The following is a 23,934-nucleotide window of genomic DNA, read 5'->3' on the forward strand; positions in this document are numbered from 1 at the left end:
TCAATCGATGCTTGCACAGGACATGAGCGTCGGCGATGTCGCCCGCCGCAGTGGCGTGGCGGTCTCTGCGCTGCATTTCTACGAGCGCAAGGGGTTGATCAGCAGCCTGCGCACGTCGGGCAACCAGCGCCGCTACGCCCGCGACGTGCTGCGGCGGCTGGCGGTGATCCGCGTGGCGCAACGCGTGGGCATGCCGCTGGAAGCGGTGGCGCGTGCGTTCGAGAGCCTGCCGCAGGGACGGGCGCCGACCAAGGCCGACTGGGCCAAGCTGTCGGCACGTTGGCAGGTGGAACTGGAGGAACGCATCCACATGCTGCAGCTGCTGCGCGACGAGCTGACCGGCTGCATCGGCTGCGGCTGCCTGTCACTGAAGCGTTGCCGCCTGGCCAACCCGGATGACGTGCTCGGCGAGCGTGGCGACGGCCCGATGCGCTGGGGCTGAGCGCGCTGGTGGGTGCCGACCTTGGTCGGCACGCTCGTTACCAGACAGTGATCGTTTCGCCGCTCTGGATCCCTTCCACCGCGCGCTGGAAGGCCAGCGCCGCGCGCTGTGCGGTGACTGCTTCAAAGCCGGGGAAGTACGGACCGTAGGCTTCCATCGATTCCACCAGCACATTCGGGCTGACCACGTTGATGCGCAGCCCGCGTGGCAGCAGTTCCAGCGCCGCCGCGCGCACGAAACCTTCCAGCGCATGGTTGACGGCGGTGGCGTTGGCACCATCGCGGATCGGCTGCGCGCTGACGATGCCACTGGTCAGTGTGATCGAGCCGCCCGCGTTGAGGTGGTGCTGCGCCGCCAGCGCAAGACGCACCTGCCCGAGCAGTTTGTCCTGCAGGCCGACGTTGAACTGTTCGGGTGTCATCTGCTGCAGGGGGCCGAAATGCAGTTTGCCGGTGGTGGAAATCACTGCATCGACCGGGCCGGTCTGCGCGAACAGCTCGCGCACGCTGGCGTCGTCGGTGAGATCCACGCGCAGGCTGCCGCTGCGGCGGCCGGCTGCGAGGATCTCGTGCTGCTGGCCCAGGTGGCGGGCAACGGCCTGGCCGAGGGTGCCGCTGGCACCGACGAGAAGAATCTTCATGACAGCTCCTTGCGAGAGGGGATGGACGCAGTCTGCGCCGTCACTGGGTGGTTTGGTAAGGAGCGTATGATTCGCATATTCCTAACCATGGGTTTGCAATGGACACCTTGCGCTGCATGCAGGCTTTCATCGCCGTGGCCGAGCACGGCAGTTTTTCCGCTGCGGCCAGCCAGTTGCAGGTCTCGGCGGTGATGGTCGGCAAGTACATCCAGCAGCTGGAAGCGCACTTGGGCACCGCGCTGCTGCAGCGGAACACCCGGCGCCAACGCCTGACCGAGGCAGGCAACGCCTATCTGGCCGGCTGCCGGCAGGTGCTGGAACAGGTACAGCAGGCCGAGGCAGACGTGGCCGGGCTGCAGGTGCAGCCACGCGGACTGTTGCGGGTCAGTGCGCCGACCACCTGGGGCAGTTGTGTCTTGGCGCCATTGCTGGCCGAATTGCTGCGGGCACAGCCGCTGTTGAACATCGAACTGGACCTGAGCAATCGCCGCATCGACCTGATCGAGGATGGCTTCGATGCAGCGATCCGCGTTGGCCCGCTGCCATCGCAGGAACTGGTCGCACGGCCGCTGCCGCCGTATGCGATGAGCCTGTGCGCATCACCGTCGTACCTGCGCCGCCGCGGTACGCCGCGCACGCCTGCCGATCTCGAAGGACATGATTGCCTGAGCCACCTGGCCTGGCGCGGTGGTCACGGTTGGCAGTTGGCCAACGGCGAACAGGTGGACTGGGAAGCGCGGTTGACCAGCAATGACGGTTACGCGCTGCGTGAAGCAGCCGTGGCGGGTGCGGGCCTGGTGCTGCAGCCGACCGCGCTGCTTGCTGGTGAAATCGCGGCAGGACGATTGAAACCACTATTGCGCGAGCATCTGCCTGAGCCACGGCCGATGCACCTGATCTACCTGCCCGATCGTCGCCCTCGACCGCGGCTGCAGTGTTTCGTCGATTTCGTCATGGCCACATTGGGGCAATGAGCATCCACGCATGGCGTGGATCTACTGAAGAGCACCATGCATTCCAGCGGCGACAGGTGTCAGTAGATCCACGCCATGCGTGGATGACGGTGGGTGCCGACCGTTGGTCGGCACACCTGTTTCAATCATTGGCCGCTGATAATTCCTGCCCACGCACCTGCGCCGCACGTAGTGCTTTTCCCACCAGCGCTTCAAACCCGCCGGCCTGGAAGCTCTCGATCGCCGCCTGCGTGGTGCCGTTGGGTGAGGTCACCCGGCGACGCAGTTCGGCCGGGCTTTCACCGGCTTCGTCCAGCATGCGCGAGGCGCCCAGCAGTGTCTGCACCACCAGCGCGCGCGCCGCCTCTGCAGGCAGGCCCTGTGCGATCCCCGCCGCTTCCATCGCTTCGGCCAGCAGGAACACATAGGCTGGGCCACTGCCGGATACGGCAGTGACCGAATCCATCTGTGCTTCATCGTCGATCCACACCGTGCGTCCCGCGCTGGCCAACACACGTTCGGCCTGCGCATGCTGCTGCGCATCCACCGACGGCGTTGCATACAGACCGGTAACCCCGGCACCGAGCAGCGCCGGAGTGTTTGGCATCGCGCGCACCACCGGCAGCGAGCCACCCAGCCAGCGCTGCAGCTGCGCGCTGGTGATGCCGGCGGCGATCGAGATCAGCAAGGGTTTCTTCGCCTGCGCCAGCCCCTGCAGTGACTGGCAGACATCGCGCAGCACCTGCGGTTTCACTGCCAGCAGCCAGGTGTCACCCTGAGCAGCCGCGTCGGCCGCGTTGTCATGGGTCTGTACGCCGAAATCCGCAGCGAGTGCTTCCCGCAGTCCGGCCACCGGTTCGGCCACGTGGATGTGCGCGGCCGGCACGCCCTGCCGGATCAGGCCGGCGATCAGGCTGCGGGCCATGTTGCCGCCGCCGATGAAAGTGATGGAATCAGCTGCCATGGGAATCTCCTTGGAATCAGGCCGGGCGCGGACGCGCGCCGAACAGGGCGGTGCCGATGCGCACCAGGGTGGCACCTTCGGCAATGGCTTCAGCGTAGTCGCTGCTCATGCCCATCGACAGGGTGTCCACGTGGGGATGACGGGCCGCCAGTGCCTCGAAAAGTGTGCGCATGCGCACGAACGCATCGCGTCGGCGCTCGGCCTCGGGCCACGGCGCAGGAATCGCCATCAGGCCGCGCAACCGCAGGTTGGGTTCGGCGAGGATGGCCGCGGCCAGCGCCTCGACGTCCTCCGGCACACAACCGTGCTTGCTCGATTCGTCATCGATGTTGATCTGGATGAGCACGTTCAGCGGGCCGCGTTCAGCGGGGCGGTAGCGGGCCAGGGCGGTGACCAGCTTGGGCCGGTCCACGCTCTGCACCCAGTCGAAGTGCATGGCGACCGGCTCGGCCTTGTTCGACTGCAGGTGGCCGATCAGGTGCCATTCCAGCCCCAGACGCTGCAGCTCCTGCATCTTGGCCAGCGCTTCCTGCACGTAGTTCTCGCCGAAGGCGGTCTGGCCCTGCGCGGCAAGGGCCGCGACGGCTTCGGCCGGCTGGGTCTTGGACACCGCCAGCAGGCGCGGCGGTGGCCGCCCGGCGGCATCGGCGGCGTTGTGCAGGTTGCTCAGGATCTGGGGCAGGGGAGTGGCCACGTAACGCGTTCCGTTCAATCAGGAGGCTATACTGCCGCCCGGGGAAAGATCCTTCCAGTCGAAGCCGTTATTGGGGAGTAGCCGCTCATGGATATCGCCGAGCTGTTGGCGTTTTCCGTAAAGAACAAAGCGTCCGACCTGCATCTGTCCGCAGGCCTGCCGCCGATGATCCGCGTGGACGGCGACGTTCGCCGGATCAACATTCCAGCCCTGGACCACAAGCAGGTCCACGCGCTGGTGTACGACATCATGTCCGACAAGCAGCGCCGCGATTACGAGGAATTCCTCGAAGTCGACTTCTCCTTCGAGATCCCGTCGCTGGCGCGCTTCCGTGTCAATGCGTTCAACCAGAACCGTGGCGCCGGTGCGGTGTTCCGTACCATTCCGTCCGAAGTGCTGACCCTGGAAGACCTGGCCTGCCCGCCGCTGTTCCGCGAGGTGATCCAGCAGCCGCAGGGTCTGATCCTGGTGACCGGCCCGACCGGTTCGGGCAAGTCGACCACGCTGGCGGCGATGATCGACTACATCAACAAGAACGAATACGGCCACATCCTCACTGTCGAGGATCCGATCGAATTCGTGCACACCTCGCAGAAGTGCCTGATCAACCAGCGCGAAGTGCATCGCGATACGCATGGCTTCAACGAGGCGCTGCGTTCGGCATTGCGTGAGGACCCGGACATCATCCTGGTCGGCGAACTGCGTGACCTGGAAACCATCCGCCTGGCGCTGACCGCCGCGGAAACCGGCCACCTGGTGTTCGGCACTCTGCACACCAGTTCGGCGGCCAAGACCATCGACCGCATCATCGACGTGTTCCCGGCCGGCGAAAAGCCGATGGTGCGCTCGATGTTGTCCGAATCGCTGCGCGCGGTCATTTCGCAGGCGCTGCTGAAGAAGGTCGGTGGCGGTCGTACCGCTGCGTGGGAAATCATGGTCGGCACCCCGGCCATCCGCAACCTGATCCGCGAAGACAAGGTGGCGCAGATGTATTCGGCCATCCAGACCGGTCAGCAGTACGGCATGATGACCCTGGACCAGCACCTGCAGGACCTGGTCAAGCGCAGCCTGATCACCCGCAACCAGGCCCGCGAATACGCCAAGGACAAGCGTCTGTTCGAGTAAGGCGAGGCAATGGCGGGGCAGGGCGTACCACTATGCCGCCGGCCCCGCGCTGTTTCCTCCACCGACCGATTCCTGGTACATGCCCCATTGGGAGCCCGCCGTGAACACCACCGCGACCACCATCGATTTCACCTCGTTCCTCAAGCTGATGGCGCACCAGCGCGCCTCGGACCTGTTCATCACCGCTGGCATGCCGCCAGCGATCAAGGTCAACGGCAAGATCTCGCCGATCACCCAGACTCCGCTGACGCCGCAGCAGAGCCGCGACCTGGTGCTGAACGTGATGACGCCGGCGCAGCGCGAGGAATTCGAAAAGACCCACGAATGCAACTTCGCCATCGGCCTGTCCGGTGTCGGCCGCTTCCGTGTGAGCTGCTTCTACCAGCGCAACCAGGTCGGCATGGTGCTGCGTCGCATCGAGACGCGCATCCCGACCGTGGAAGAGCTGAGCCTGCCGCCGATCATCAAGACGCTGGCGATGACCAAGCGCGGCATCATCCTGTTCGTCGGCGCTACCGGTACCGGTAAATCCACGTCGCTGGCAGCGATGATCGGTTACCGCAACCAGAATTCGACCGGGCACATCATCACCATCGAAGACCCGATCGAATTCGTGCACAAGCACGAGGGCTGCATCATCACCCAGCGCGAAGTCGGCATCGATACCGACAGCTGGGAAGCCGCGCTGAAGAACACCCTGCGCCAGGCGCCGGACGTGATCATGATCGGCGAGGTGCGTACCCGCGAGGGCATGGACCACGCCATCGCCTTCGCTGAAACCGGCCATCTGGTGCTGTGCACGCTGCACGCCAACAACGCCAACCAGGCGATGGACCGCATCGTCAACTTCTTCCCGGAAGATCGCCGCAACCAGCTGCTGATGGATCTGTCGCTGAACCTCAAGGGCGTGGTCGCGCAGCAGTTGATTCCGTCGCCGGACGGCCGCTCGCGCAAGGTCGCGATGGAGATCCTGCTGGGCACGCCGCTGGTGCAGGACTACATCCGCGACGGCGAGATCCACAAGCTGAAGGAGCTGATGAAGGAATCGGTCCAGTTGGGCATGAAGACCTTCGACCAGAGCCTGTTCGAGCTGTACCAGGCCGGTGAGATCAGCTACGAGGACGCACTGCGCTACGCCGATTCGCAGAACGAAGTGCGCCTGCGCATCAAGCTCAGCCAGGGCGGCGATGCCCGCACCCTGTCGCAGGGGCTGGATGGGGTGGAGATTTCAGAGGTTCGTTGATCGCCATGTCATGACAGGAGATGCATATGGATATGCCGCTGGCTCGCAATGTCATCCTGATCGACTATGAGAACGTGCAGCCTCCTTCATTGAAGGAGCTGCTCGCGCCGGGGTTCAGTGTCCTGGTGTTTGTTGGCGCATCGCAGGCCAAAATCAGCATGGATGTGGTCGAGGCGATGCATGCGCTCGGTACACAGGGCCGGTACGTGCGCTGCAATGGTCATGGTTCCAACGCACTCGATTTCCATATCGCGTTCTACATCGGTGAGATGGCTGCCACCGATCCCGGCACGTGTTTCCACATCGTATCCAAGGACACCGGTTTCGATCCCTTACTCGCGCACCTGCGCTCGCGTGGCCTGACGGTCGGCCGAAGCACGTCGGTGGCGGAATTGCCGATGCTTCGTGCCGCGACGAAGCACCCAGCGGCGGTGCCACCGCCGCCAAAGAAGCCACCGCCGCCGACGCCGCCAAAGCCGAAGCCCGCGCAGTTGAGCGAGGCGTTGCGGTTGCAGCATGTGTGTGCGCAGCTTCTCAAGCAAGGAAAGGCCAGACCAACCAGACTCAAGTCACTTGGGAGCGCTGTTCATACCATGTTCCAGAAGACCTTGCCGGACAGTGACGTCACCGCGCTAATCCACGCGCTGCAGCAGAAGAAGTGGATCGTGCTGGAAGGCCAAGCGGTGCGATACCAGCTTCCAGCCAAAGCGACCTAGGCCTCCTGCGTGGGGCCCGGCGGCATTGAGGTCTCAGCCAGTGCATTCATGAAATCCAGTCATGACCGACTGCCATCCAGGTCGTTCAATCCGCCGGCCCTGCAGGCGTATCGTCATCGCTCCCCTACTGGAGCACGACGATGCAGACACGTGAACTCGGCCGCAGCGGCCTGAAAGTCTCCGCCCTGGGCCTGGGCTGCATGGGCCTGAGCCACGGCTACGGTCCCGCCGTCGAGCAGAGCCAGGGCATCGCCCTGCTGCATGCGGCGGTCGAACGCGGCGTGACCTTCTTCGACACAGCCGAAGTCTATGGGCCGTATACCAACGAAGATCTGCTCGGCAAAGCGCTGGCACCGCACCGCGACAAGCTGGTGATCGCCACCAAGTTCGGCTTCAAGGACGCACAGGTCGACACCGGCCTGGACAGTCGCCCGGAGAACATCCGCGCGGTGGCCGAAGCCAGCCTCAAGCGTCTGCGCACGGACCATATCGACCTGTTTTACCAGCACCGTGTGGATCCGAACGTGCCGATCGAGGATGTGGCCGGTACCGTGCGTGACCTGATCGCCGAGGGCAAGGTGCGTCACTTCGGTTTGTCCGAAGCCAGTGCCGCCACGGTGCGTCGCGCCCATGCCGTGCAACCGGTGGCTGCAGTGCAGAGCGAGTACTCGCTGTGGTGGCGCGAGCCGGAGCGTGAACTGCTGCCGGCGCTGCAGGAACTGGGCATCGGCTTCGTCCCGTTCAGTCCGCTGGGTCGTGGCTTCCTGACCGGCGCGATCAATGCCGACACCACCTTCGCAGCCAACGATTTCCGCAACACTGTGCCGCGCTTCGAAGTGGAAGCACGTCGGGCCAATCAAGCGCTGGTTGATCGCATCACCACGATCGCGGCGGCGCGCGGCGCCACTCCGGCACAGGTTGCGTTGGCCTGGCTGCTGGCGCAGGCACCGTGGATCGTGCCGATTCCGGGTACGACCAAGATCCATCGCCTGGAAGAGAACCTGGCCGCCGCCGACCTGCAGCTGTCGCCGGCCGAGCTGGAGCGTATCGCGCAGACGCTGCAGGAGATCGCCATCGTCGGCGAGCGCTACAACGCACAGCGTGCGGCACAGGCCAAGGGCTGATCGCAGTGGGTGCGTTCCGTGGTGGGTGCGGGCTCTCGCCCTGTGGTGGGTGCGGACCGTTGGTCCGCACGCCTCACCCCATCATCGGCCCGCGCAGCGCATCAAGCACGGTGCGCATCGCCACGGTGACATGCCGGCGCGACGGGTAGTACGCGTAGTAGCCGTCGAAGTGCGGGCACCAGTCATCCAGTGTTGATTGCAGCCGGCCCTCCTGCAGGGCCGCCTGCACCTGGTCCTCAGGCAGCCAGGCCAGGCCACTGCCGGCCAGTGCTGCCGCCCGCGTCATGCCCATGGTGTTGAAGGTCCACTGACCAGAGACGCGGATGCTCAGCTCATTGCCGTCCTGGCCGAAATCCCATGGCATCAGGCCGCCATGGGTGGGCAGGCGCAGGGTGATGCAGTTGTGCCCGGCCAGATCGTGCGGATGCACCGGCGCCACGTGCTGGCGGAAATACGACGGCGCGCCCACCACACGCATGCGCAGCGGCGGGCTGATCGGCAGCGCCACCATGTCGCGTGCCAGGCGCTCACCGAGACGGATGCCGATGTCGTAGCGCTCGGCGACGATGTCGGCCAGGCCGTAATCGGTGGTCAGCTCGACCTTCAGGTCCGGGTACTGCTGCAGCAGCGGCGCCAGCCTTGGCCAGGCCAGGTATTCGGCGGCGTGGCCGGTGGCATTGATGCGGATGGTACCTGCGGGCCGCTCGCGATATTCGGCCAGCGCGGCCAGTTCGTCTTCGATCTCGGCCAGGCGCGGGGCCAGGGTTTCCAGCAGGTGGGCACCGGCCTCGGTAGTGGCGACGCTGCGGGTGGTGCGGGTCAGCAGGCGCACGCCCAGTCGTTCTTCCAGCCCGCGCATGGCGTGGCTGAGGGCGGACTGGGAGACGCCCAGCTGGGCGGCGGCCTTGGTGAAGCTGCCTTCGCGGGCGACGTGGACGAAGGCTTGCAGGTCGTTGAGGTTTTCACGCGGCATGAGGGGATGATACGGCCGGGCTGCGCCCGGCGCCCGCGGTAGTGCCGGCCGCTGGCCGGCAACCTCAACAGCAACAGCAACAGCCGAAGCAACAGCAACATCGGTTTCCAGGGTTTGGCGGGGTGGGTCCGGTTGCGGGGGACGCCGTAAACCCGTCCTTGGGGGCTTGGCCGCGGCATCCATGCCGCGGACACCCCCGCAACCGGACCCACCCCGCCTTCGACAGGGCTCCGCGATCTGTCGGAATGGCATGCTGTCGGAATGGCCTGGCCTGCTCTTGGTGGGTGTCGACCTTGGTCGACACGTGGGTTCACGCCGTGCGTGGATGCGTGCCCGGTGTTACCGGCGCTGGTCGGTAAATGCCGATGTCGATTTGTGGTTCCGTGGTTCGTCGAATGGGTACTTTCCAAACAACAGGGAGCAGCACATGAGCACCGACAGCAAACCCAAGGGCCCGGCGTCCTACTTTCCGTCCATCGAGAAGACCTACGGGCAGCCGGTGACGCATTGGCTGGGGCTGCTGGCCAAACGGCCGGGGCTGAAGCACATGGAGCTGGTCAGCTTCCTGAAATCCGAGCACGGGCTGGGCCATGGCCACGCAAACGCCCTGGTCGCCCACCACCTGGCCACCCAGCGCTGATACAACCGCTCCACCGAGCGCAGCGACCCGCTTTTGCTCTTATTTTCTCTTTACGTGGCTGGACGCGCACGGAAATTGTCCAAGGCCGGGCGGGTGGGCTGTGCAGGGGCGTGAGCCGCATGGATGCGGCGACCGAGCTTACATGGACGTACTTGCAGCGCCCCCTGCACAGCCCACCCGCCCGGCCCACTGCCAGATTTGGAGGCAGTATGCCGCCCAGCCACGAGGGGCTGCGCCGTTCGCCGGAACTCCCAACTGAACGATTTCATCTGCAACTGTCATGCAGATCGTGTCTAATACCGCTCCCCACCCGTAGTGCCCCCACCTGTATGTCCCTCCAATCCCATGGCCCGGCGCCGTGCGACGACGCTGACGGCCACCTGGTCACCGCTGGCCCGCTGACCCCGCCGCCCGATGTTGCCGGTACCCCCGCCGATGAGAAGGCACTGCGCCACTCGGTCGCCGAGGACGCGCAGGGCATGGTGCTGGCGATGCTGGTGGCCTCGCTGGGCCTGGCGATCTTCGCCAAGAGCGGGCTGATGATCGGTGGCATGGCCGGCATGGCGTTCCTGCTGCATTACACGATGGGCTGGAACTTCGGCCTGGTGTTCGTGCTGGTCAACCTGCCGTTCTACTGGGTGGCGGTGCGCCGCATGGGCTGGGAATTCACCCTGAAGACATTTGCGGCGGTCACCGCCTGCGGCCTGCTGACCGACATCCTGCCGCGCTGGGCCGACTTCTCGCATATCGCGCCGTTGTACTCGGCGCTGGTTGGTGGCGCGCTGTCCGGCCTGGGCATCCTGTTCTTCATCCGCCATCGCGCCAGCCTCGGCGGCATCGGCATCCTGGCGGTGTACCTGCAGCGCACCCGTGGCTGGAGCGCCGGCAAGGTGCAGATGTCCTTCGATGCGTGCCTGATGGTGGCCGCGTTCTTCGTGCTGTCGCCGTCGAAGGTGATGTACTCGGCCATCGGTGCGGTGGTGCTCAGCCTGGTGCTGATGTTCAACCACCGCCCGGGCCGCTACATGGGCGTCTGACGGCTCACCGGCAATGCCGGCCAGCGGCCGGCTCTACGGGGTGGACGCCTGCACCCACGGTGGCGCCAGCTTCAGCAGCTTGGCGTGCACCGGGCAGTCCTCGGCATGCGCGCCAGGCAGGTAGCCCAGGCTCATCAGGAACTCGCCGGTGATCTCGCCGCCGGTGAAGCGGAACGTCTTCTTGAACAGCTTCACCCAGTCGGCCTTGCTGCGCGGGTGGTGAGCGTCCAGCCACGCAGCGAAGCTGCCGTGGCTCTGGCGCAGCTGCTGGATCACCTGCGCGTTGTGGATCGCCGCCAGCACCTTCAAGCGGTTGCGGATGATGCCGGGGTCCGACAGCAGGCGCTCGATGTCCTGCTCGGCATAGGCGGCGACACGATCGACGTCGAAGGCGTCATAGGCCGCGCGGAATCCCTCGCGCTTCTTCAGGATGGTTTCCCAGCTCAGGCCGGCCTGGTTGATTTCCAGCAGCAGGCGCTCGAACAGCTCGCGCTCATCGCGCTGCGGGAAACCATATTCGTTGGCGTGGTAGTACTCGTGCACCGGGTGGCCCGGGGCGATGCGGCAGTATCCGCTCATGGTGTTGCCGCCTCCGCGCGGTCTTTGCTGCGATCAATCTCCAGCTGGCCCGCCGCGCCGTCAAGCAGCAGCGTGGGCCAGCGCGGCGGTTGCACGGTCAGGCGGCCATCGCGCAGGGCCTGTGGGGCCTCGTCCGAAGTGCGCTGGTCAACGTCCTGGAAGGAAACATCACCCTCCTTTCTCCAGCCAGCGGGTTCACGCACGTGCAGCTGGCAGCGCGGACCGCTGTACAGACTGGTCATGCACAGCAGCACTTCATCTTCGCCATCGCCGTCCAGGTCACGACGCAGGGCGACGCAGCGCTTGTCGCCGATCTTGTCGTCGTCCAGGCAATCGCCCGCGCTCAAGCGCCGATCCAGTACTGCCTGCCACCAGTCATCGGCTGGCGATGCGGTGCCCTTGGCCAGCACGATCCGTGCCTTCAGGCCGGCCAGGTCGCGCACGCCATCGTCGATGTCGTTGTCCCAGCGCGACTCGCGCTTCTGCCGGGCCAGTGCCTGCACGATGATGCTGGAGGCGCGGGTATCGGCCGCCAACGACGGTGCCTTCTGCAGCGTGCGCAGCGCCTGCACACCACGGCGGCCCAGCTCGAAACGCAGCTGGTTTGCCGCGTCTGCGGTCATCAATGCCGGATCGGCGCGCAGGCGCTTCATCTGGCTGGCCAAGGTGATGCGCACCGGGTCGATCACCGGGGATATGGCCAGCAGTGCCGTGGCCAGCACGGTCCAGCACATCCAGCGGTTGACCGGCTCAAGCCGATGCAGCCAACGCCCCTGCCGGCGCAGTGCGGCGAAGGCGTAGCCGATGGCATAGCCGGCGATCAGCACCGCAACCGCGAAGCCCCAGAAGCGCGAGAGGGTCCAGCCATATTGGCTGACCCGCAGGGTCATCGCGTACAACGCCAGGCCGGCGTAGACCGGCAATGCCAGCAGGCTGGCCTCGACCAGCCGGCGCAGCCATGCCGGGTAGGGCGGGGTGCCGTCGTCGTGCTGGTAGACCGCGTTGGCCAGGCTGATCAGCAGCACCGCCAGCACCAGCAGCAGGCTGGCGGCCGAGCGCGTGGCCCACAACGGCGCCAGCCCGGTGAACGGCAGTGACAGCACGAACAACACTGCGATGAACGACAGCAACGGCAGCAGGCCGCGGCAGATGGCGAACAGCACCTGGCGGGTGATCTGCATCGCGCGATGCTGGGTGCGCCCGATCAGCACGCCGAAGCCCGCCAGCATGCCGGTGGCCAAGGCGATGAAGGCGTCACTGCCGAACAGCTCGTGGAAGAAGTCGACCTTGACCATCCGGAACAGCGCTGCCCACAACCACAGCAGCAGCCAGGTCAAGCCGGTGAACACCGCCGCCAGCACCAGCGTGAGACCGTTCTGCCACGCACGTTCGAACAGTGCGCCGTAGTCGGCCCGCCAATGACCCGCGTGCAGGCGGAACTGCCACCAGGGCAGGGCAATGAACGTGGCAACCGCCAGGCAGACCGAGAGCGGAACCTGCAGCACGGCCGCATACAGCGCGGTTTCTCCGCTCAGGTTCCAGGCGGCCCAGGCGGCCAGCGCGAGGACGAGCACCGAGGCCAGCCCGGCGTGCAGCCACAGGCGCCACGCCTTCAGATCAACCAGCGTCAAGGCCACCGCGGTGGGCACGGTCAATACCCAGGCATACCAGCAGTAGCGCCAGCCGATGTCCCGGAACGGCCATTGATCGGCCAGTTCCTGGGCGGCGAAAAGCATCAGCCCCTGCAGCAATGCGATCAACACGATCATGCTGCGGGTGGGCCATGACAGCGTTGCGTCCTGCTGCATCGGGTCGTCCTCCTTGCAAGAGCGCCATCCTAGCCCATCCCTTCGCGCCCGCATCCTGCCGCAGCGGTTAGAATGACGCCCATGCCAGTAACGCCGACTTCCCTCGCCAATCACCTGCTCGTGGCGCTGCCGTCGCTGATCGACGCCACCTTCGCCCGCACCGTTGCGCTGATCTGCCAGCACGACGAGAACGGGGCAATGGGGGTGCTGGTCAACCAGCCTTCCGAGTACACCCTGGGCGAAGTGCTGGCGCAGATGGACATCGCCACCGTCGATGGTGGTCTGCAGGCGCGTCCGGTGCTCAATGGCGGGCCGGTGCATCCCGAACGTGGTTTCGTCATCCATGACGATGCGCGCGCGTGGGATTCCAGCCTGGTCGTCGGTGACGGCCTGTACCTGACCACCTCGCGTGACATCCTCGAGGCGATGGCGCGCGGCGAAGGCCCGGCCAATGCCGTGGTCACCCTGGGCTGCGCGGGCTGGAGTGCCGGTCAGCTGGAAAGCGAACTGTCCGAAAACAGCTGGCTGACCGTGCCGGCCGACGCCGAGCTGGTGTTCCAGCTGCCGCTGGAACAGCGCTGGCAGGGTGCCGCCTCGCGCATTGGCGTCGATCTGTTCCGGCTGACCGATTACAGCGGCCATGTCTGAGCCGGCCCTCATCCGTCGCGATGGCACCGTGCTCGGCTTCGATGTCGGCTCGCGCCGGATCGGTGTGGCGATCGGCAGTGCGTTCGCCGCGCATGCGCGCGCGGTGGCCGTGGTCGATGTGCACGGCAATGGTCCCGACTGGGCGGCGATCGAACGCCTGCTCAAGGAATGGAAGCCCGATGGCCTGGTGGTTGGCGATCCGCTGACCCTGGACGGCCAGGACCAGCCCAACCGCAAGCGCGCGCAGGGCTTTGCCCGCCAGCTGCGGGAACGTTTCAAACTGCCGGTGGTGATGATCGACGAGCGTTCCAGCTCGGTCGAGGCCGCCCGCCGCTTCGCCGTCGAACGTGCCGAAGGGCGCAAGCGTCGCCGCGATGCGGCCGCCCTCGATGCCGTGGCTGCGGCGGTGATCATCGACCGCTGGTTGTCGTCGCCGGACGACGCCATTCCCATTCCCTGACGATACGAACCCCGCCATGACCGCCCAGCAACTCGATGACTCCGGCCGCCTGCGCCACCTGTTGACGCTTGAAGGTCTTCCCCGCGACACCCTGGTGCAGCTGCTCGACCGCGCCGGCCAGATCCGCGATGCCGCGGTCGGCCGTGTCGGCAACAAGCGCCACGTGCTGGGCGGATCGGCGGTGTGCACCTTGTTCTTCGAACCCTCCACCCGTACCCGCAGTTCGTTCCATCTGGCGGCGCAGCGGTTGGGTGCGGACGTGCTGAACTTCGACGCCTCCACTTCGTCAACGCGCAAGGGCGAAACCGCCTGCGACACGCTGAAGAACCTGGAAGCGATGGGCGTGCGTGGTTTCGTCGTACGCCACCCGGATGACGGCGCCGTGGCCGCGCTGGCCGCCGTGGCGGGCGAGGGCACCGCGCTGATCAATGCCGGCGACGGCCGCAGCTCGCACCCGACCCAGGGCCTGCTGGACATGCTGACCCTGCGCCAGGCCAAGGGCCCGGACTTCTCGAAGATGAAGGTGGTGATCGTCGGTGACGTCAAGCACTCGCGCGTGGCCCGCACCGACCTGCACGCGCTGCGCACGCTGGGCGTCGGCGAGATCCGCGTGTGCGGCCCGCAGTCGCTGCTGCCGGACGACGACACCCTGAAGGGCTGTGTGGTGGGTGATGATTTCGACGCGATGCTGGAAGGCGTCGACGCGCTGATGATGCTGCGTCTGCAGCGCGAGCGCATGGAAGAAGGGCTGGTGCCGTCGCTGGAGCAGTATCACGCGCAGTACGGGCTGAACACCGAACGCCTGGCCCGCGCCGGCAAGGACGCAGCCGTGCTGCACCCGGGCCCGATCAACCGCGGCGTGGAAGTGACCGACGACGTGGCCGATGGCCCGCAGTCGTGGGTGCTGCGCCAGGTCGCCAACGGCGTTGCCGTACGCATGGCTGTGCTGGAAACCCTGCTGGGTTGAGACCGCGCGTCCCGATTGGGTGGGGGCCGATCGCTGGTCAGCACAAAGGAATTCACCCTGAATAGCCTAGGTGGGTGCCGACCGTTGGTCGGCACAGAGCAATCAGTCCCGTGGTGCTGCGCGCAACCATTGATTGGCTACAGGCCTACCTGCATCGGAGTGGTTGCCCGATAGAAGGGGACTGCCCGTAGGTACACGCTTGGGCCCATGAACCGTGCACGCCTATGCCTTGGCCGCCATTCCCGGATCGGGCAACCCTACATCCTGACCACCGTCACTCAGGGGCGTCGACGCCACTTCGACGATGCCATTGCGGCGCAGGTGGTGATGGACGTGGTCCGCCGCATTGATACTGAAGGCCTGACGCACTCACTTGCCTATGTGGTCATGCCGGACCACATTCATTGGCTTGTGGAGCTCCGCGCGTTCTCGCTGGACTACATCATGCAACGCTTCAAATCGAGCAGTGCATTGCGGATCAACCGCATGCTCGGCCGATCGGGACGATTCTGGCAATCGAGCTATCACGATCACGCGATCCGCTCCGATGAATCACTGTTCCGTCATGCGATGTACGTGTTGGGGAATCCGATCAGGGCAGGGCTGACCGCGCAGCTTGGTGAATATCCCCATGCGTGGTGTCGATGGGAAGTTGAAGGGAGATTCCAGTCAATTGAACATATGGGATCGGAGAGATAGTGCCGACCAACGGTCGGCACCCACCGCGGAGGTTTTCCAGCAGGAGCTGTAGTTCAGCGCTTCTGCTTGAACAACCACGCCCACATCGCCGCGTCGGCGTAGGTGGCATCCCAGGCATTGTGGTTGCCTTCCGCGTACTCGGTATAGCGCACGTCACGCGCGCCGGCGGTCTGGAAGGCGGCATGCAGCCGGCGGTCGTCATCCGGCGGCACCACATCATCCAGCGCGCCGTGGAAGATCCAGATCGGGGTGCGCTGCAACCGTTCCGCGATCACTGCATAGGGATCCGCTTCGTTCGTCACCTGCTCCACGAACAGGGTGGGGCGTATCGCACGCGGCGCCAGTACCGCACCGCAGACCGGCACGATCGCGGCAAAGCGCTGCGGGTCGTCCAGGGCGATGTTCCAGCTGCCGTAGCCACCCATCGACATCCCGGTCAGGTACTGCCTTGCCGGGTCGGCGCCGAATTCGGCGATTGTTGCATCGAGCGCGGCCACGGCCACACGGTTGTTGCGTCCGCTCCATTCTTCACGGCCGGGTACCTGCGGAAACACCGCCAGCGCGGGGAAGTCGGCGGCGTGCCGACGCAGGTACGGGCCCAGGCCCGCGTGGGTCTGCTTCACGCCATCGCCGCCGCGCTCACCGGATCCGTGCAGGAACAGCACCACCGGCAGCGGCCCAGACGCGCGCGCGGCTTCGGCTGGAATGAACACCTGGTAGTAGGCGGTTTCGCCGTCCACCTTCACCGCGCGCGCCTCGAAGTGGCCGCGCGCACCGGGCGGCGTACTGGCGCACCCGGTCATCATCAGCAGGGCCAGCAGCGGCAGCCAGCGCGAGAACGATCGAAGCATGGCGATTCCCATGAGGGCAAGGTCGCTTCGATGGTAGTGCGCTGCGGCCGGCCCGGCATCGTGCGCCGCATCACTGCGGGCGCGGGAAGCTGGCGATGATGTCCAACTGCTCCTGTGCCTCGGGGTTGCCTTCCACCGCGGCCGCCTGCACCTGCGCCATGTCCGGATGCAGCACCACCAGCAACGGGTTCTCGCACACCGGGCACACGTACTCGGTGGCGTCCTCGTCCAGCTCCATCACCATTGCCCGTGAACTGCCTTTCCACTCGCAGGCCGCGCAGGTGTGAGGCTGGTCGCGCCAACCCGGCGCAAAGTAGTTTTCGATCGTCGTTGCCATGGCAATTCCAGTCAGTGCAGCAGGACCATGGTGGCCAGGCCGAGGAAGGTGAAGAAGCCCATCGAATCGGTCACTGCGGTCAGGAAGATGCCGCTGGCCAGCGCCGGATCGAAGCCGAAGCGCTTCAGGCCCAAGGGCACCAGCACGCCGGCCAGTGCTGCGAACAACAGGTTGCAGGTCAGCGCGATGGCGATCACCGCCGAGAGTCCGGGCGAGTGGAACCAGGCGAGCACGATCAGGCCCAGCACCGAGCCGAGCACCACACCATTGAGCAGCGCGACCCGTACTTCCTTCCACAGCAGCGTGCGTGCGTTGGAACTGCCGACCTGGCCCAGCGCCAGGCCACGCACCATCAGCGCCAGCACCTGGGTGCCGGCATTTCCGCCGAGCCCGGCGACGATCGGCATCAGCACGGCCAGTGCGACCAGCTTGTCGATGGTGCCTTCGAAGTGGCCGACCACACTGGAGGCCAGGAAGGCGGTGCACAGGTTCACCGACAGCCACATCAGGCGGCGTCGCATTGCGCGCCAGACCGGGCTGAACAGATCCTCGTCCTCATCCAGGCCGGCGGCGCCCAGCGCCTGGTGCTCGGCCTGGCCACGGATGATGTCGACCACGTCATCGATGGTGATGCGGCCGATCAGGATGTTGTTGTCATCCACCACCGGCGCGGAGATCCAGTCATGGTCGGAGAACTGCCGCGCCACTTCCTGGTCGCTCTCGCCGACATCGATGGCAGGCTGTTCATCGTCGATCAGGCGGTTGATCGGCGTGGTGTCTTCGTGGGTCACCAGCGAGGCCAATGACACGCGGCCCAGGTATTGATGGCGGCGGCTGACCACGAACAGGTGATCGGTGTGGTCGGGCAGTTCGCCGCGCAGGCGCAGGTAGCGCAGCACCACATCGACGTTGACGTCGGCGCGCACCGTCACCACGTCCGGGTTCATCAGGCGGCCGGCGCTGTCCTCGGGGTAGGACAGCACCTGCTCCAGGCGCTCGCGGTTCTCCCGGTCCATCGACTTGAGGACTTCGTCGATGACCGTGTCCGGCAGATCTTCGACCAGGTCGGCCAGATCGTCGATGTCCAGGTCTTCGACCGCCGCGATGATCTCGTCCGGGTCCATGTCCGCGAGCAGGCTCTCGCGCACGTCGTCGCCGACGTGGACCAGTACTTCGCCGTCGTCTTCCGGATCGACCAGGCCCCAGACGATCTCGCGCTTGCCCGGAGGCAGCGATTCGAGCAGGTTGCCGATCTCGGCCGGCGCCAGGGTATTGACCAGACGGCGTACCGGGCCCAGCCGACCGCTGTCCAGTGCATCGGACAGCATCCGCAACTGGCGCGCAGTCTTGTCGTGGCGTACAGCCTCAGCCATCGCAGCTCCCGCGGGATAAGAAAAGCCGCGATCCTTGCAAGGATGCGGCAACAGGGGTGTTCAGCGCGTCATTATCGCAAGGGGATGTTTCAGCGCATAGCCGCCGGGCATGGCGGCCTGCGGGTCCACACATTCCGCCGGGCCATGCCCGGCGAGCGCGTAGCGCGGGAATCAGGATGCGTCCGCCACCAACGCCAGCCAGCGCTCGATGCCGCGGCGGTCACGCATGCCCAGCAGCTTCGGTGCGCGGGCGCGCAGGGCACCCAGGTCGGCATCACGGACAGCCCGGCGTACTTCCAGCAGGGTTCCCGGGTGCAGGCTGAACTCGGTCAGGCCCAGCGCAAGCAGCAGCGGGGTCATCCGTGCGTCGCCCGCGATTTCGCCGCAGACCGCTACCGGAATGCGATGGCGCGCGCCGGTTTCGATCACCATCTGCAGCAGGCGCAGCACGGCCGGGTGCAGCGGCGAATACAGTTCGCCCAGTGCTTCGTTGTTGCGGTCGGCGGCCAGCAGGTACTGCACCAGATCGTTGGTGCCGATCGACAGGAAGTCGACCAGGTCGATGAAACTCTCCAGCGCCAGCGCGGCGGCGGGCACTTCGATCATCGCACCCAGCGGTACATGCTCGGCCACCATGTGACCCTCGGCGCGCAGTTGCTCGCCCAGCTTCAGCATGCGCCGGCGTACCGCCAGCAGTTCGTCGCGGGTGCTGACCATGGGCACCAGCACGCGCAGCTTGCCGTAGGCCGAGGCACGCAGGATCGCGCGCATCTGGGTGTCGGCCACCTTGGGCCGGGCCAGCGACAGGCGCACGCCGCGCAGGCCCAACGCCGGGTTTTCCTCGTTGCTCAGGGTCAGGCCGGTGCGGTCGGCCTTGTCTGCACCCAGGTCCAAGGTACGGATGGTCACCGGGCGGCCACTCATGCCCAGCGCCGCATCGCGGTAGGTCTGGAACTGTTCTTCTTCGTCCGGCAGTTCGTTGCGCTGCAGGAACAGGAATTCGGTGCGGTACAGGCCCAGGCCGTGCGCGCCCAGCGCATGCGCCTGGGTCACGTCTTCCAGCGATTCGGCATTGGCCAGCAGGGCGATGTCGACCTGGTCGCGGGTACGGCTGGGCTTGCTGCGCAGGCGGCCGAGCTCGCGCTGCTCGCGTGCGTGCTCCTTCAGGCGTGCACGGTAGTCACGCAGGTTGTCGGCCTGCGGGTTGACGGTGATGCTGCCGTCGGCGCCATCGATGATCAGCACGTCGCCGTCGATCACCTTGCTCAGCAGCTGCGGCACGTTGACGATCAACGGCAGGTGCAGGCTGCGGGCGAGGATCGCACTGTGCGAAAGCGCGCTGCCCGCGCTGGTCACGATGCCGACCACACCGTGCGACTGCAGCTGGGCCAGCTCGGAAGGGGCGATGTTGTCGCAGACCAGGATTTCACCGGCCAGGCCCTTTACCGCTGCCGGCCGCTCGGGCTGCAGGAACGCATGGATGCGCCCGATCACATGGTCGAGGTCGTCCATGCGGCTCTTCAGGTAGGCATCGTCCATGCCATCGAAGACTTTGGCCAAGCGGTCGCGCTGCAGTCGCAACGCATAGCCGGCGCTGTAGGGACCGCTGCGGATCAGTTCGTCCAGGCCGAACAGCAGTTCGGGATCGTCCAGCAACAGTGCATGCAGGTCGAGGAACTCGCCCACTTCCTGGTTCAGCGCACCATGCAGGCGCTGGCGCAGCTCGTGCATTTCCGTGCGCGCCGCGTCCACGGCGCGGTGCAGGCGTGCCAGCTCGGATTCAACCTGGGAAGGGGGGACGCGCTGTTCGGCTACTTCCAGTGCATGCGGCAGGCGCACGCGGGCGCGGCCCATCGCAGTACCGCGGGCGGCGCCGTGTCCGGCCAGCAGCTGTACCGGCCGTTGGCCGGTGGGGGCTTGGCCGGCGCGCGCGCGCGGCACGCTCAGTTGTCCTCGTCGAAGCGACGCTCGAACAGGTCGACCACCGCGTCCATCGCCGCGACTTCGTCTTCGCCGTTGATGCGGATGGTGACCGGCGTGCCTTGCCCTGCCGCCAGCAGCATTACGCCCATGATGCTCTTGGCGTTGATCTCACGGCCCTTGGCGGCCATGGTCACATTGCAGCGGAACGGCGCCAGGGTCTGCACCAGCTTGGCGGTGGCCCGGGCATGCAGGCCCAGGCGGTTGCTCACAGTGAGTTCTCGTTCAAGCATCGTCGACTATCGCTCCATTACGGGTGCCCGCCGCCGCAGTGGCAGGCAGTTGATCCAGTCCCTGTTCCGGATAATTCATCACCCGCAGCAACATCGGCAGACTCAGCGCCGACACCCGGCGAACCGGGGTCCCCAACCGGGCCAGCTGCCCGGCGAGGTTGGCGGGGCTGGCGCCGTACAGGTCGGTCAGGATCAGCACGCCCTCACCCCCATCGACCCGCCGCAGAGCGGCCGAGGCGAGCGGGAGCAGAGCATCCAGGTCTGCGTCGAACGGTACTTCGAAAGCTTCGGTTTTCAACGGCAACTGCCGCAGAAGCCGGGTCGCCACCTCAAGCAGGGCGATCCCGACCCCAGGATGTGTTACGAGGAGAATGCCACAGGTCATTACTGCACGTTAACAGGTCAAGGTGAATTGGCGATAGCAGCAGGAGAGGGGCACTGTGTCCCGTATTCAGCGTTGCTCGGGTCGGAGCCCTTTTTCGTTGAAAAAGCGATCCGACCCCATCCGTTTTTCGATGCCTGACAGAGATTCATCCACGCATGGCGTGGATCTACTGTGTCGACCAAGGTCGACACCCACCAACAGCAGCGGAAATCTGTCAGAGGTGGGGCGGTGTGGGGCTGCAGGACCGTTGGCGCCATGGATGGCGCCATCGAGCCCCCAAGGACGGGTTTACGGCGTGTCCTGCAGCCCCACACCGCCCCCCGCATCCCACGAAATGCAGGCGTTTGACGTTGACGTTGCCGTGGTTTCTGCGGGTGCCGGGCGCAGCCCGGCCGACCACCCCTCAATCCTGTTCTCGGTGATAGGTCGCCACGTCTTCCCAGCCCATCTCACGTGCATGGCGGGCCAGGCGTTCGGCCAGGAACACCGAGCGGTGCTTGCCACCGGTACAACCGAAGGCCACCGTCACATAGCTGCGGGTGCCATCACCCAGCTTGGGCAGCCACATATCCAGGAAATCCATCAGCTGCGCCAGGTAGCGCTGCACATCCGGCTGCGCTTCCAGGTAATCGCGCACGCCGGGTTCGCGACCGCTCAGCGCGCGTAGTTCCGGATCCCAATGCGGATTGGGCAGCACGCGCGCGTCGAACACGAAGTCGGCCTCGGCCGGCACGCCGCGCTTGTAGGCGAACGATTCGAACAGCAGCGACAGGCGGGTGGCATGGCCCATCGCGAATTCGGTGATGATCCGGCGCCGCAGCTGATGCACGTTCAACGCACTGGTATCGATCACCGCATCGGCTTCGCGGCGCAGCGGCGCGATCAGTTCGCGCTCGCGGGCGATCGCTTCCGGCAGCGACAGGCCCAGCTGGCTCAGCGGGTGCCGGCGGCGGGTGTCGGCATAGCGCTTGAGTACCGTTTCATCGTTGGCCTCGAAAAACAGCACCTTGGCATCCACGCCGGCATCGGTGGCCAGCTGCCGCCAGCTGGACAACTGGGTCAGGTCGCTCTGCCCGCGTACATCGATGCCCACCGCCAGCCGGCGCGCTGCTGCACCGTTGTGGTGGCTCAGGACATTGCGCACGAAGTCCGGCAGCAGCTGGATCGGCAGGTTGTCCGAGCAGTAGTAGTCCTGGTCCTCGAAGGTCTTCAGGGCGACGGATTTACCCGAGCCGGACAGGCCGCTGACGATGATCAGGGTCGGGGCGGTGGGACTGACGGTGCTCATGGACGGACTCTTCGAAGGGCAGGGGGGTCAGGGCGTTCGCCGTTCCAGCAGGTTGCTGTGGCGGGCGATGAACATCGCCGCCGGGTCGATACCCTTGGTACGCAGAATGTGCAGGCGGGTGGCCGCCTCGGTCAGCACGGCCAGGTTGCGGCCGGGCATCACCGGCAGGGTGATCAGCGGCACGTCCAGGTCCAGCACGTGGCGCGTGCCTGAGTCGCCGGTCAGGCGCTCGTAACCATGGGGGGTGGGCTCGGTCATCGGCTTGGTCAGGTGGACGATCAGCCGAAGGTACTTGTTCTTCTTTACAGCGGTGTCGCCAAACATCTCGCGCACGTTCAGCACGCCCAGGCCGCGCACTTCCAGCAGGTCCTGCAGCAGTTCCGGGCAGGTGCCATCGAGCACGTCGGGGGCGATCTGGGTGAACTCGGGGGCGTCGTCGGCCACCAGGCGGTGACCGCGGCTGAGCAGTTCCAGGGCCAGCTCGCTCTTGCCGGATCCGGCTTCACCGGTGATCAGCACGCCGATGGAATAGATCTCCATGAACACGCCGTGCAGGATCACCCGCGGCGCCAGCGTACGCGCCAGGTGGTACGACAGGTGGTTGAGCAGTTCGTGGCCGCGCTTGGGCGAGAGCCACAGCGGCGTGCCGGATTCATCGGCGGCCGCGCGCAGGTCTTCCGGGCAGGGCTGGTTGCGGGTCAGCACCAGCGCCAGCGGATGCGACTGCATGATTTTTTCGATGGTCTCCCAGCGCTGGCGTGGTTCCAGAGCGTCCAGCCAGGACAGTTCCTCGGTACCGAGGATCTGCACCTTGTTGGGGTAGATCGCATTGAGATAGCCGGCCAGCGAAGGGCGTCGCGAGACCGTATTGCCGGCCTCCAGCTCGCGCTTCTCGCCGGATTTGCCTGCTGCCCAACGCAGGCCAAGCCGCTCACGCTGCTGTTCGAACAGTTCGCGGGCAGTGATGCTGGTATTCATGCGGCGCTCGCCGGTGGGGTCAGGTCCAGGGCCTGGCGCAGCTCCCGTGCATCACCGGCCTCGCGCAGCGCCTGGCGGATGCAGGGCGCGGAAAACAGCTCGGCCAGCTCGGACAGCAGCATCAGGTGTTGATGGGTGTAGTGGGCGGGAACGGCCATGGCGAACACCAGGTCCACCGGCTCGTCGCCACCGAAATCGACCGGGGTCTGCAGACGCAGCAGCGCGCCACGGGGTCGATCCAGGGTCGGCGCACGACCATGCGGGATGGCGATGCCGTAACCGATCGCGGTACTGCCCAGCGCTTCGCGCTGGCACAGGTTGAGATAGATCTGTTCGGCATTGGCCTGGCGGCAGGCCAGCAATCCGGCCGCGGCCTGCAGGACGCTGTCGCGGTCGGTGGCCGTGCAGAGCTGGGTCTGCACGGCCGCCAGGAGGTCAGTCAGGGGCATGTCTGCGGGGAGCGGTGGCGGTCAGCCACCATTGTCGCCCACCGGCAGCGGTGCGTGCTGCTGTTTTTTCTCCTTGTGCTTGATCACCAGGCGGTCAAGCTTGTCCGCCAGCAGGTCGATCGCGGCATACATGGTCTGCGCATTGGCTTCAGCGTGCAGGGTCTGACCCGGAATATTGAGGCTGGCATCGACGTGGTGTTCAGTCTTCTGCAGCTTGAGCGTCACCCGCGCTTCGCAGTGCTGGTCGAAGTGTTTGCCGATCCGGGCCAGCTTCTCTTCTACATAGGACTGCAGGGCCGGGGTGACTTCGACATCTTTGCCAAACGTTTCGATGCGCATCGGGTTTCT

The 23,934-nt window shown here is 65.9% G+C and carries 28 protein-coding genes; 12 read left to right on the plus strand and 16 right to left on the minus strand.

Features of this window, described 5'->3' with window-relative positions; all coding sequences use genetic code 11:
* The first annotated feature begins 7 nt into the window (after nt 1-7).
* Entirely contained in the window at nt 8-442 is a 435-nt protein-coding gene (gene soxR, locus CR156_RS02005) for a redox-sensitive transcriptional activator SoxR (protein WP_032951587.1), read from the plus strand.
* Between the two features lie 37 nt (nt 443-479).
* Here the strand turns inward: soxR and CR156_RS02010 are convergent, their stop codons facing one another.
* A complete protein-coding gene (locus tag CR156_RS02010; RefSeq protein ID WP_100551721.1) occupies nt 480-1,082 on the minus strand; it encodes a short chain dehydrogenase in 603 nt (200 codons plus the stop codon).
* Nucleotides 1,083-1,180: 98 nt separating this feature from the next.
* Between CR156_RS02010 and CR156_RS02015 the strand changes: the two genes are divergently transcribed.
* Nucleotides 1,181-2,056 (plus strand): LysR family transcriptional regulator, encoded by an 876-nt coding sequence (locus CR156_RS02015; protein WP_100551722.1) that lies wholly within the window; start codon nt 1,181-1,183, stop codon nt 2,054-2,056.
* A gap of 121 nt (nt 2,057-2,177) precedes the next feature.
* On the opposite strand, the gene proC is transcribed toward CR156_RS02015, so the two are convergent.
* Together proC and CR156_RS02025 are read right to left on the minus strand one after the other, a co-directional pair.
* Nucleotides 2,178-2,999, minus strand: a complete 822-nt coding sequence (gene proC / locus CR156_RS02020; RefSeq protein WP_100551723.1) for a pyrroline-5-carboxylate reductase — start codon at nt 2,997-2,999, stop codon at nt 2,178-2,180.
* Nucleotides 3,000-3,015: 16 nt separating this feature from the next.
* Nucleotides 3,016-3,693: a YggS family pyridoxal phosphate-dependent enzyme gene (locus tag CR156_RS02025; protein ID WP_100551724.1), complete on the minus strand. Its 678-nt coding sequence runs from the start codon at nt 3,691-3,693 to the stop codon at nt 3,016-3,018.
* A gap of 87 nt (nt 3,694-3,780) precedes the next feature.
* On the opposite strand from CR156_RS02025, the gene CR156_RS02030 reads away from it, so the two are divergent.
* The 4 genes from CR156_RS02030 (at nt 3,781) to CR156_RS02045 (ending at nt 7,901) form a co-directional block, all read left to right on the plus strand.
* On the plus strand, nt 3,781-4,818 hold the full coding sequence (locus CR156_RS02030; RefSeq protein WP_004147099.1) for a type IV pilus twitching motility protein PilT: 1,038 nt from the start codon (nt 3,781-3,783) through the stop codon (nt 4,816-4,818).
* Nucleotides 4,819-4,897: 79 nt separating this feature from the next.
* Nucleotides 4,898-6,061, plus strand: coding sequence for a PilT/PilU family type 4a pilus ATPase (locus CR156_RS02035; RefSeq protein ID WP_049467229.1), 1,164 nt, complete (start codon nt 4,898-4,900; stop codon nt 6,059-6,061).
* 26 nt (nt 6,062-6,087) lie between these two features.
* Complete coding sequence (locus CR156_RS02040) at nt 6,088-6,777, plus strand: PIN domain-containing protein (protein ID WP_100551725.1); 690 nt, start codon at nt 6,088-6,090, stop codon at nt 6,775-6,777.
* A gap of 140 nt (nt 6,778-6,917) precedes the next feature.
* Nucleotides 6,918-7,901: an aldo/keto reductase gene (locus tag CR156_RS02045; protein ID WP_100551726.1), complete on the plus strand. Its 984-nt coding sequence runs from the start codon at nt 6,918-6,920 to the stop codon at nt 7,899-7,901.
* A gap of 73 nt (nt 7,902-7,974) precedes the next feature.
* On the opposite strand, the gene CR156_RS02050 is transcribed toward CR156_RS02045, so the two are convergent.
* Nucleotides 7,975-8,874 carry a LysR family transcriptional regulator gene (locus CR156_RS02050; RefSeq protein WP_100551727.1) on the minus strand — a complete coding sequence of 300 codons (900 nt, stop codon included), beginning with the start codon at nt 8,872-8,874 and terminating at the stop codon, nt 7,975-7,977.
* A gap of 427 nt (nt 8,875-9,301) precedes the next feature.
* Between CR156_RS02050 and CR156_RS02055 the strand changes: the two genes are divergently transcribed.
* Together CR156_RS02055 and CR156_RS02060 are read left to right on the plus strand one after the other, a co-directional pair.
* Nucleotides 9,302-9,514: a DUF4287 domain-containing protein gene (locus CR156_RS02055; RefSeq protein WP_025874036.1), complete on the plus strand. Its 213-nt coding sequence runs from the start codon at nt 9,302-9,304 to the stop codon at nt 9,512-9,514.
* 329 nt (nt 9,515-9,843) lie between these two features.
* The gene (locus CR156_RS02060) at nt 9,844-10,551 is read left to right on the plus strand and encodes a YitT family protein (RefSeq protein ID WP_165780962.1); all 708 of its coding nucleotides are present in this window, start codon (nt 9,844-9,846) and stop codon (nt 10,549-10,551) included.
* Between the two features lie 33 nt (nt 10,552-10,584).
* On the opposite strand, the gene CR156_RS02065 is transcribed toward CR156_RS02060, so the two are convergent.
* Both CR156_RS02065 and CR156_RS02070 read right to left on the minus strand, forming a co-directional pair.
* A complete protein-coding gene (locus CR156_RS02065) occupies nt 10,585-11,130 on the minus strand; it encodes a DNA-3-methyladenine glycosylase I (protein ID WP_100463504.1) in 546 nt (181 codons plus the stop codon).
* Entirely contained in the window at nt 11,127-12,938 is a 1,812-nt protein-coding gene (locus tag CR156_RS02070; RefSeq protein WP_100551728.1) for a DUF4153 domain-containing protein, read from the minus strand. Before CR156_RS02070 ends, CR156_RS02065 begins: the two co-directional genes overlap by 4 nt.
* 81 nt (nt 12,939-13,019) lie before the next feature.
* Here CR156_RS02070 and CR156_RS02075 point away from each other — a divergent pair, with 81 nt between their 5' ends.
* From CR156_RS02075 to CR156_RS02090, 4 genes are all read left to right on the plus strand, one after another.
* Nucleotides 13,020-13,586 carry a YqgE/AlgH family protein gene (locus CR156_RS02075; RefSeq protein WP_099819255.1) on the plus strand — a complete coding sequence of 189 codons (567 nt, stop codon included), beginning with the start codon at nt 13,020-13,022 and terminating at the stop codon, nt 13,584-13,586.
* The gene (ruvX, locus tag CR156_RS02080) at nt 13,579-14,046 is read left to right on the plus strand and encodes a Holliday junction resolvase RuvX (RefSeq protein ID WP_025874031.1); all 468 of its coding nucleotides are present in this window, start codon (nt 13,579-13,581) and stop codon (nt 14,044-14,046) included. The genes CR156_RS02075 and ruvX overlap by 8 nt, the downstream gene beginning before the upstream one ends.
* Nucleotides 14,047-14,062: 16 nt before the next feature.
* On the plus strand, nt 14,063-15,013 hold the full coding sequence (locus CR156_RS02085; protein ID WP_099819257.1) for an aspartate carbamoyltransferase catalytic subunit: 951 nt from the start codon (nt 14,063-14,065) through the stop codon (nt 15,011-15,013).
* Nucleotides 15,014-15,220: 207 nt separating this feature from the next.
* Entirely contained in the window at nt 15,221-15,712 is a 492-nt protein-coding gene (locus tag CR156_RS02090; RefSeq protein ID WP_100551729.1) for an REP-associated tyrosine transposase, read from the plus strand.
* A gap of 53 nt (nt 15,713-15,765) precedes the next feature.
* On the opposite strand, the gene CR156_RS02095 is transcribed toward CR156_RS02090, so the two are convergent.
* The 10 genes from CR156_RS02095 to hpf form a co-directional block, all read right to left on the minus strand.
* A complete protein-coding gene (locus CR156_RS02095; protein ID WP_100554057.1) occupies nt 15,766-16,563 on the minus strand; it encodes a carboxylesterase family protein in 798 nt (265 codons plus the stop codon).
* Nucleotides 16,564-16,633: 70 nt separating this feature from the next.
* The gene (locus CR156_RS02100; RefSeq protein ID WP_100551730.1) at nt 16,634-16,900 is read right to left on the minus strand and encodes a hypothetical protein; all 267 of its coding nucleotides are present in this window, start codon (nt 16,898-16,900) and stop codon (nt 16,634-16,636) included.
* 11 nt (nt 16,901-16,911) lie between these two features.
* The gene (gene mgtE / locus CR156_RS02105; RefSeq protein WP_025874026.1) at nt 16,912-18,273 is read right to left on the minus strand and encodes a magnesium transporter; all 1,362 of its coding nucleotides are present in this window, start codon (nt 18,271-18,273) and stop codon (nt 16,912-16,914) included.
* A gap of 171 nt (nt 18,274-18,444) precedes the next feature.
* Nucleotides 18,445-20,214 carry a phosphoenolpyruvate--protein phosphotransferase gene (ptsP, locus tag CR156_RS02110; RefSeq protein WP_100551731.1) on the minus strand — a complete coding sequence of 590 codons (1,770 nt, stop codon included), beginning with the start codon at nt 20,212-20,214 and terminating at the stop codon, nt 18,445-18,447.
* Between the two features lie 2 nt (nt 20,215-20,216).
* Complete coding sequence (locus CR156_RS02115; protein ID WP_025874024.1) at nt 20,217-20,486, minus strand: HPr family phosphocarrier protein; 270 nt, start codon at nt 20,484-20,486, stop codon at nt 20,217-20,219.
* Nucleotides 20,479-20,871, minus strand: coding sequence for a PTS sugar transporter subunit IIA (locus CR156_RS02120; protein WP_099819261.1), 393 nt, complete (start codon nt 20,869-20,871; stop codon nt 20,479-20,481). Before CR156_RS02120 ends, CR156_RS02115 begins: the two co-directional genes overlap by 8 nt.
* Nucleotides 20,872-21,274: 403 nt before the next feature.
* On the minus strand, nt 21,275-22,159 hold the full coding sequence (rapZ, locus tag CR156_RS02125; protein ID WP_165780963.1) for an RNase adapter RapZ: 885 nt from the start codon (nt 22,157-22,159) through the stop codon (nt 21,275-21,277).
* Between the two features lie 27 nt (nt 22,160-22,186).
* Nucleotides 22,187-23,137 carry an HPr(Ser) kinase/phosphatase gene (hprK, locus tag CR156_RS02130; RefSeq protein ID WP_004147299.1) on the minus strand — a complete coding sequence of 317 codons (951 nt, stop codon included), beginning with the start codon at nt 23,135-23,137 and terminating at the stop codon, nt 22,187-22,189.
* Nucleotides 23,134-23,586 (minus strand): PTS sugar transporter subunit IIA, encoded by a 453-nt coding sequence (locus CR156_RS02135; protein WP_032977285.1) that lies wholly within the window; start codon nt 23,584-23,586, stop codon nt 23,134-23,136. Before CR156_RS02135 ends, hprK begins: the two co-directional genes overlap by 4 nt.
* Before the next feature lie 21 nt (nt 23,587-23,607).
* Complete coding sequence (gene hpf / locus CR156_RS02140) at nt 23,608-23,925, minus strand: ribosome hibernation-promoting factor, HPF/YfiA family (protein WP_004147311.1); 318 nt, start codon at nt 23,923-23,925, stop codon at nt 23,608-23,610.
* Between the last annotated feature and the right edge of the window lie 9 nt (nt 23,926-23,934).

Origin of the sequence: Stenotrophomonas lactitubi, from assembly GCF_002803515.1 — a bacterium.
GTDB lineage: Bacteria > Pseudomonadota > Gammaproteobacteria > Xanthomonadales > Xanthomonadaceae > Stenotrophomonas > Stenotrophomonas lactitubi.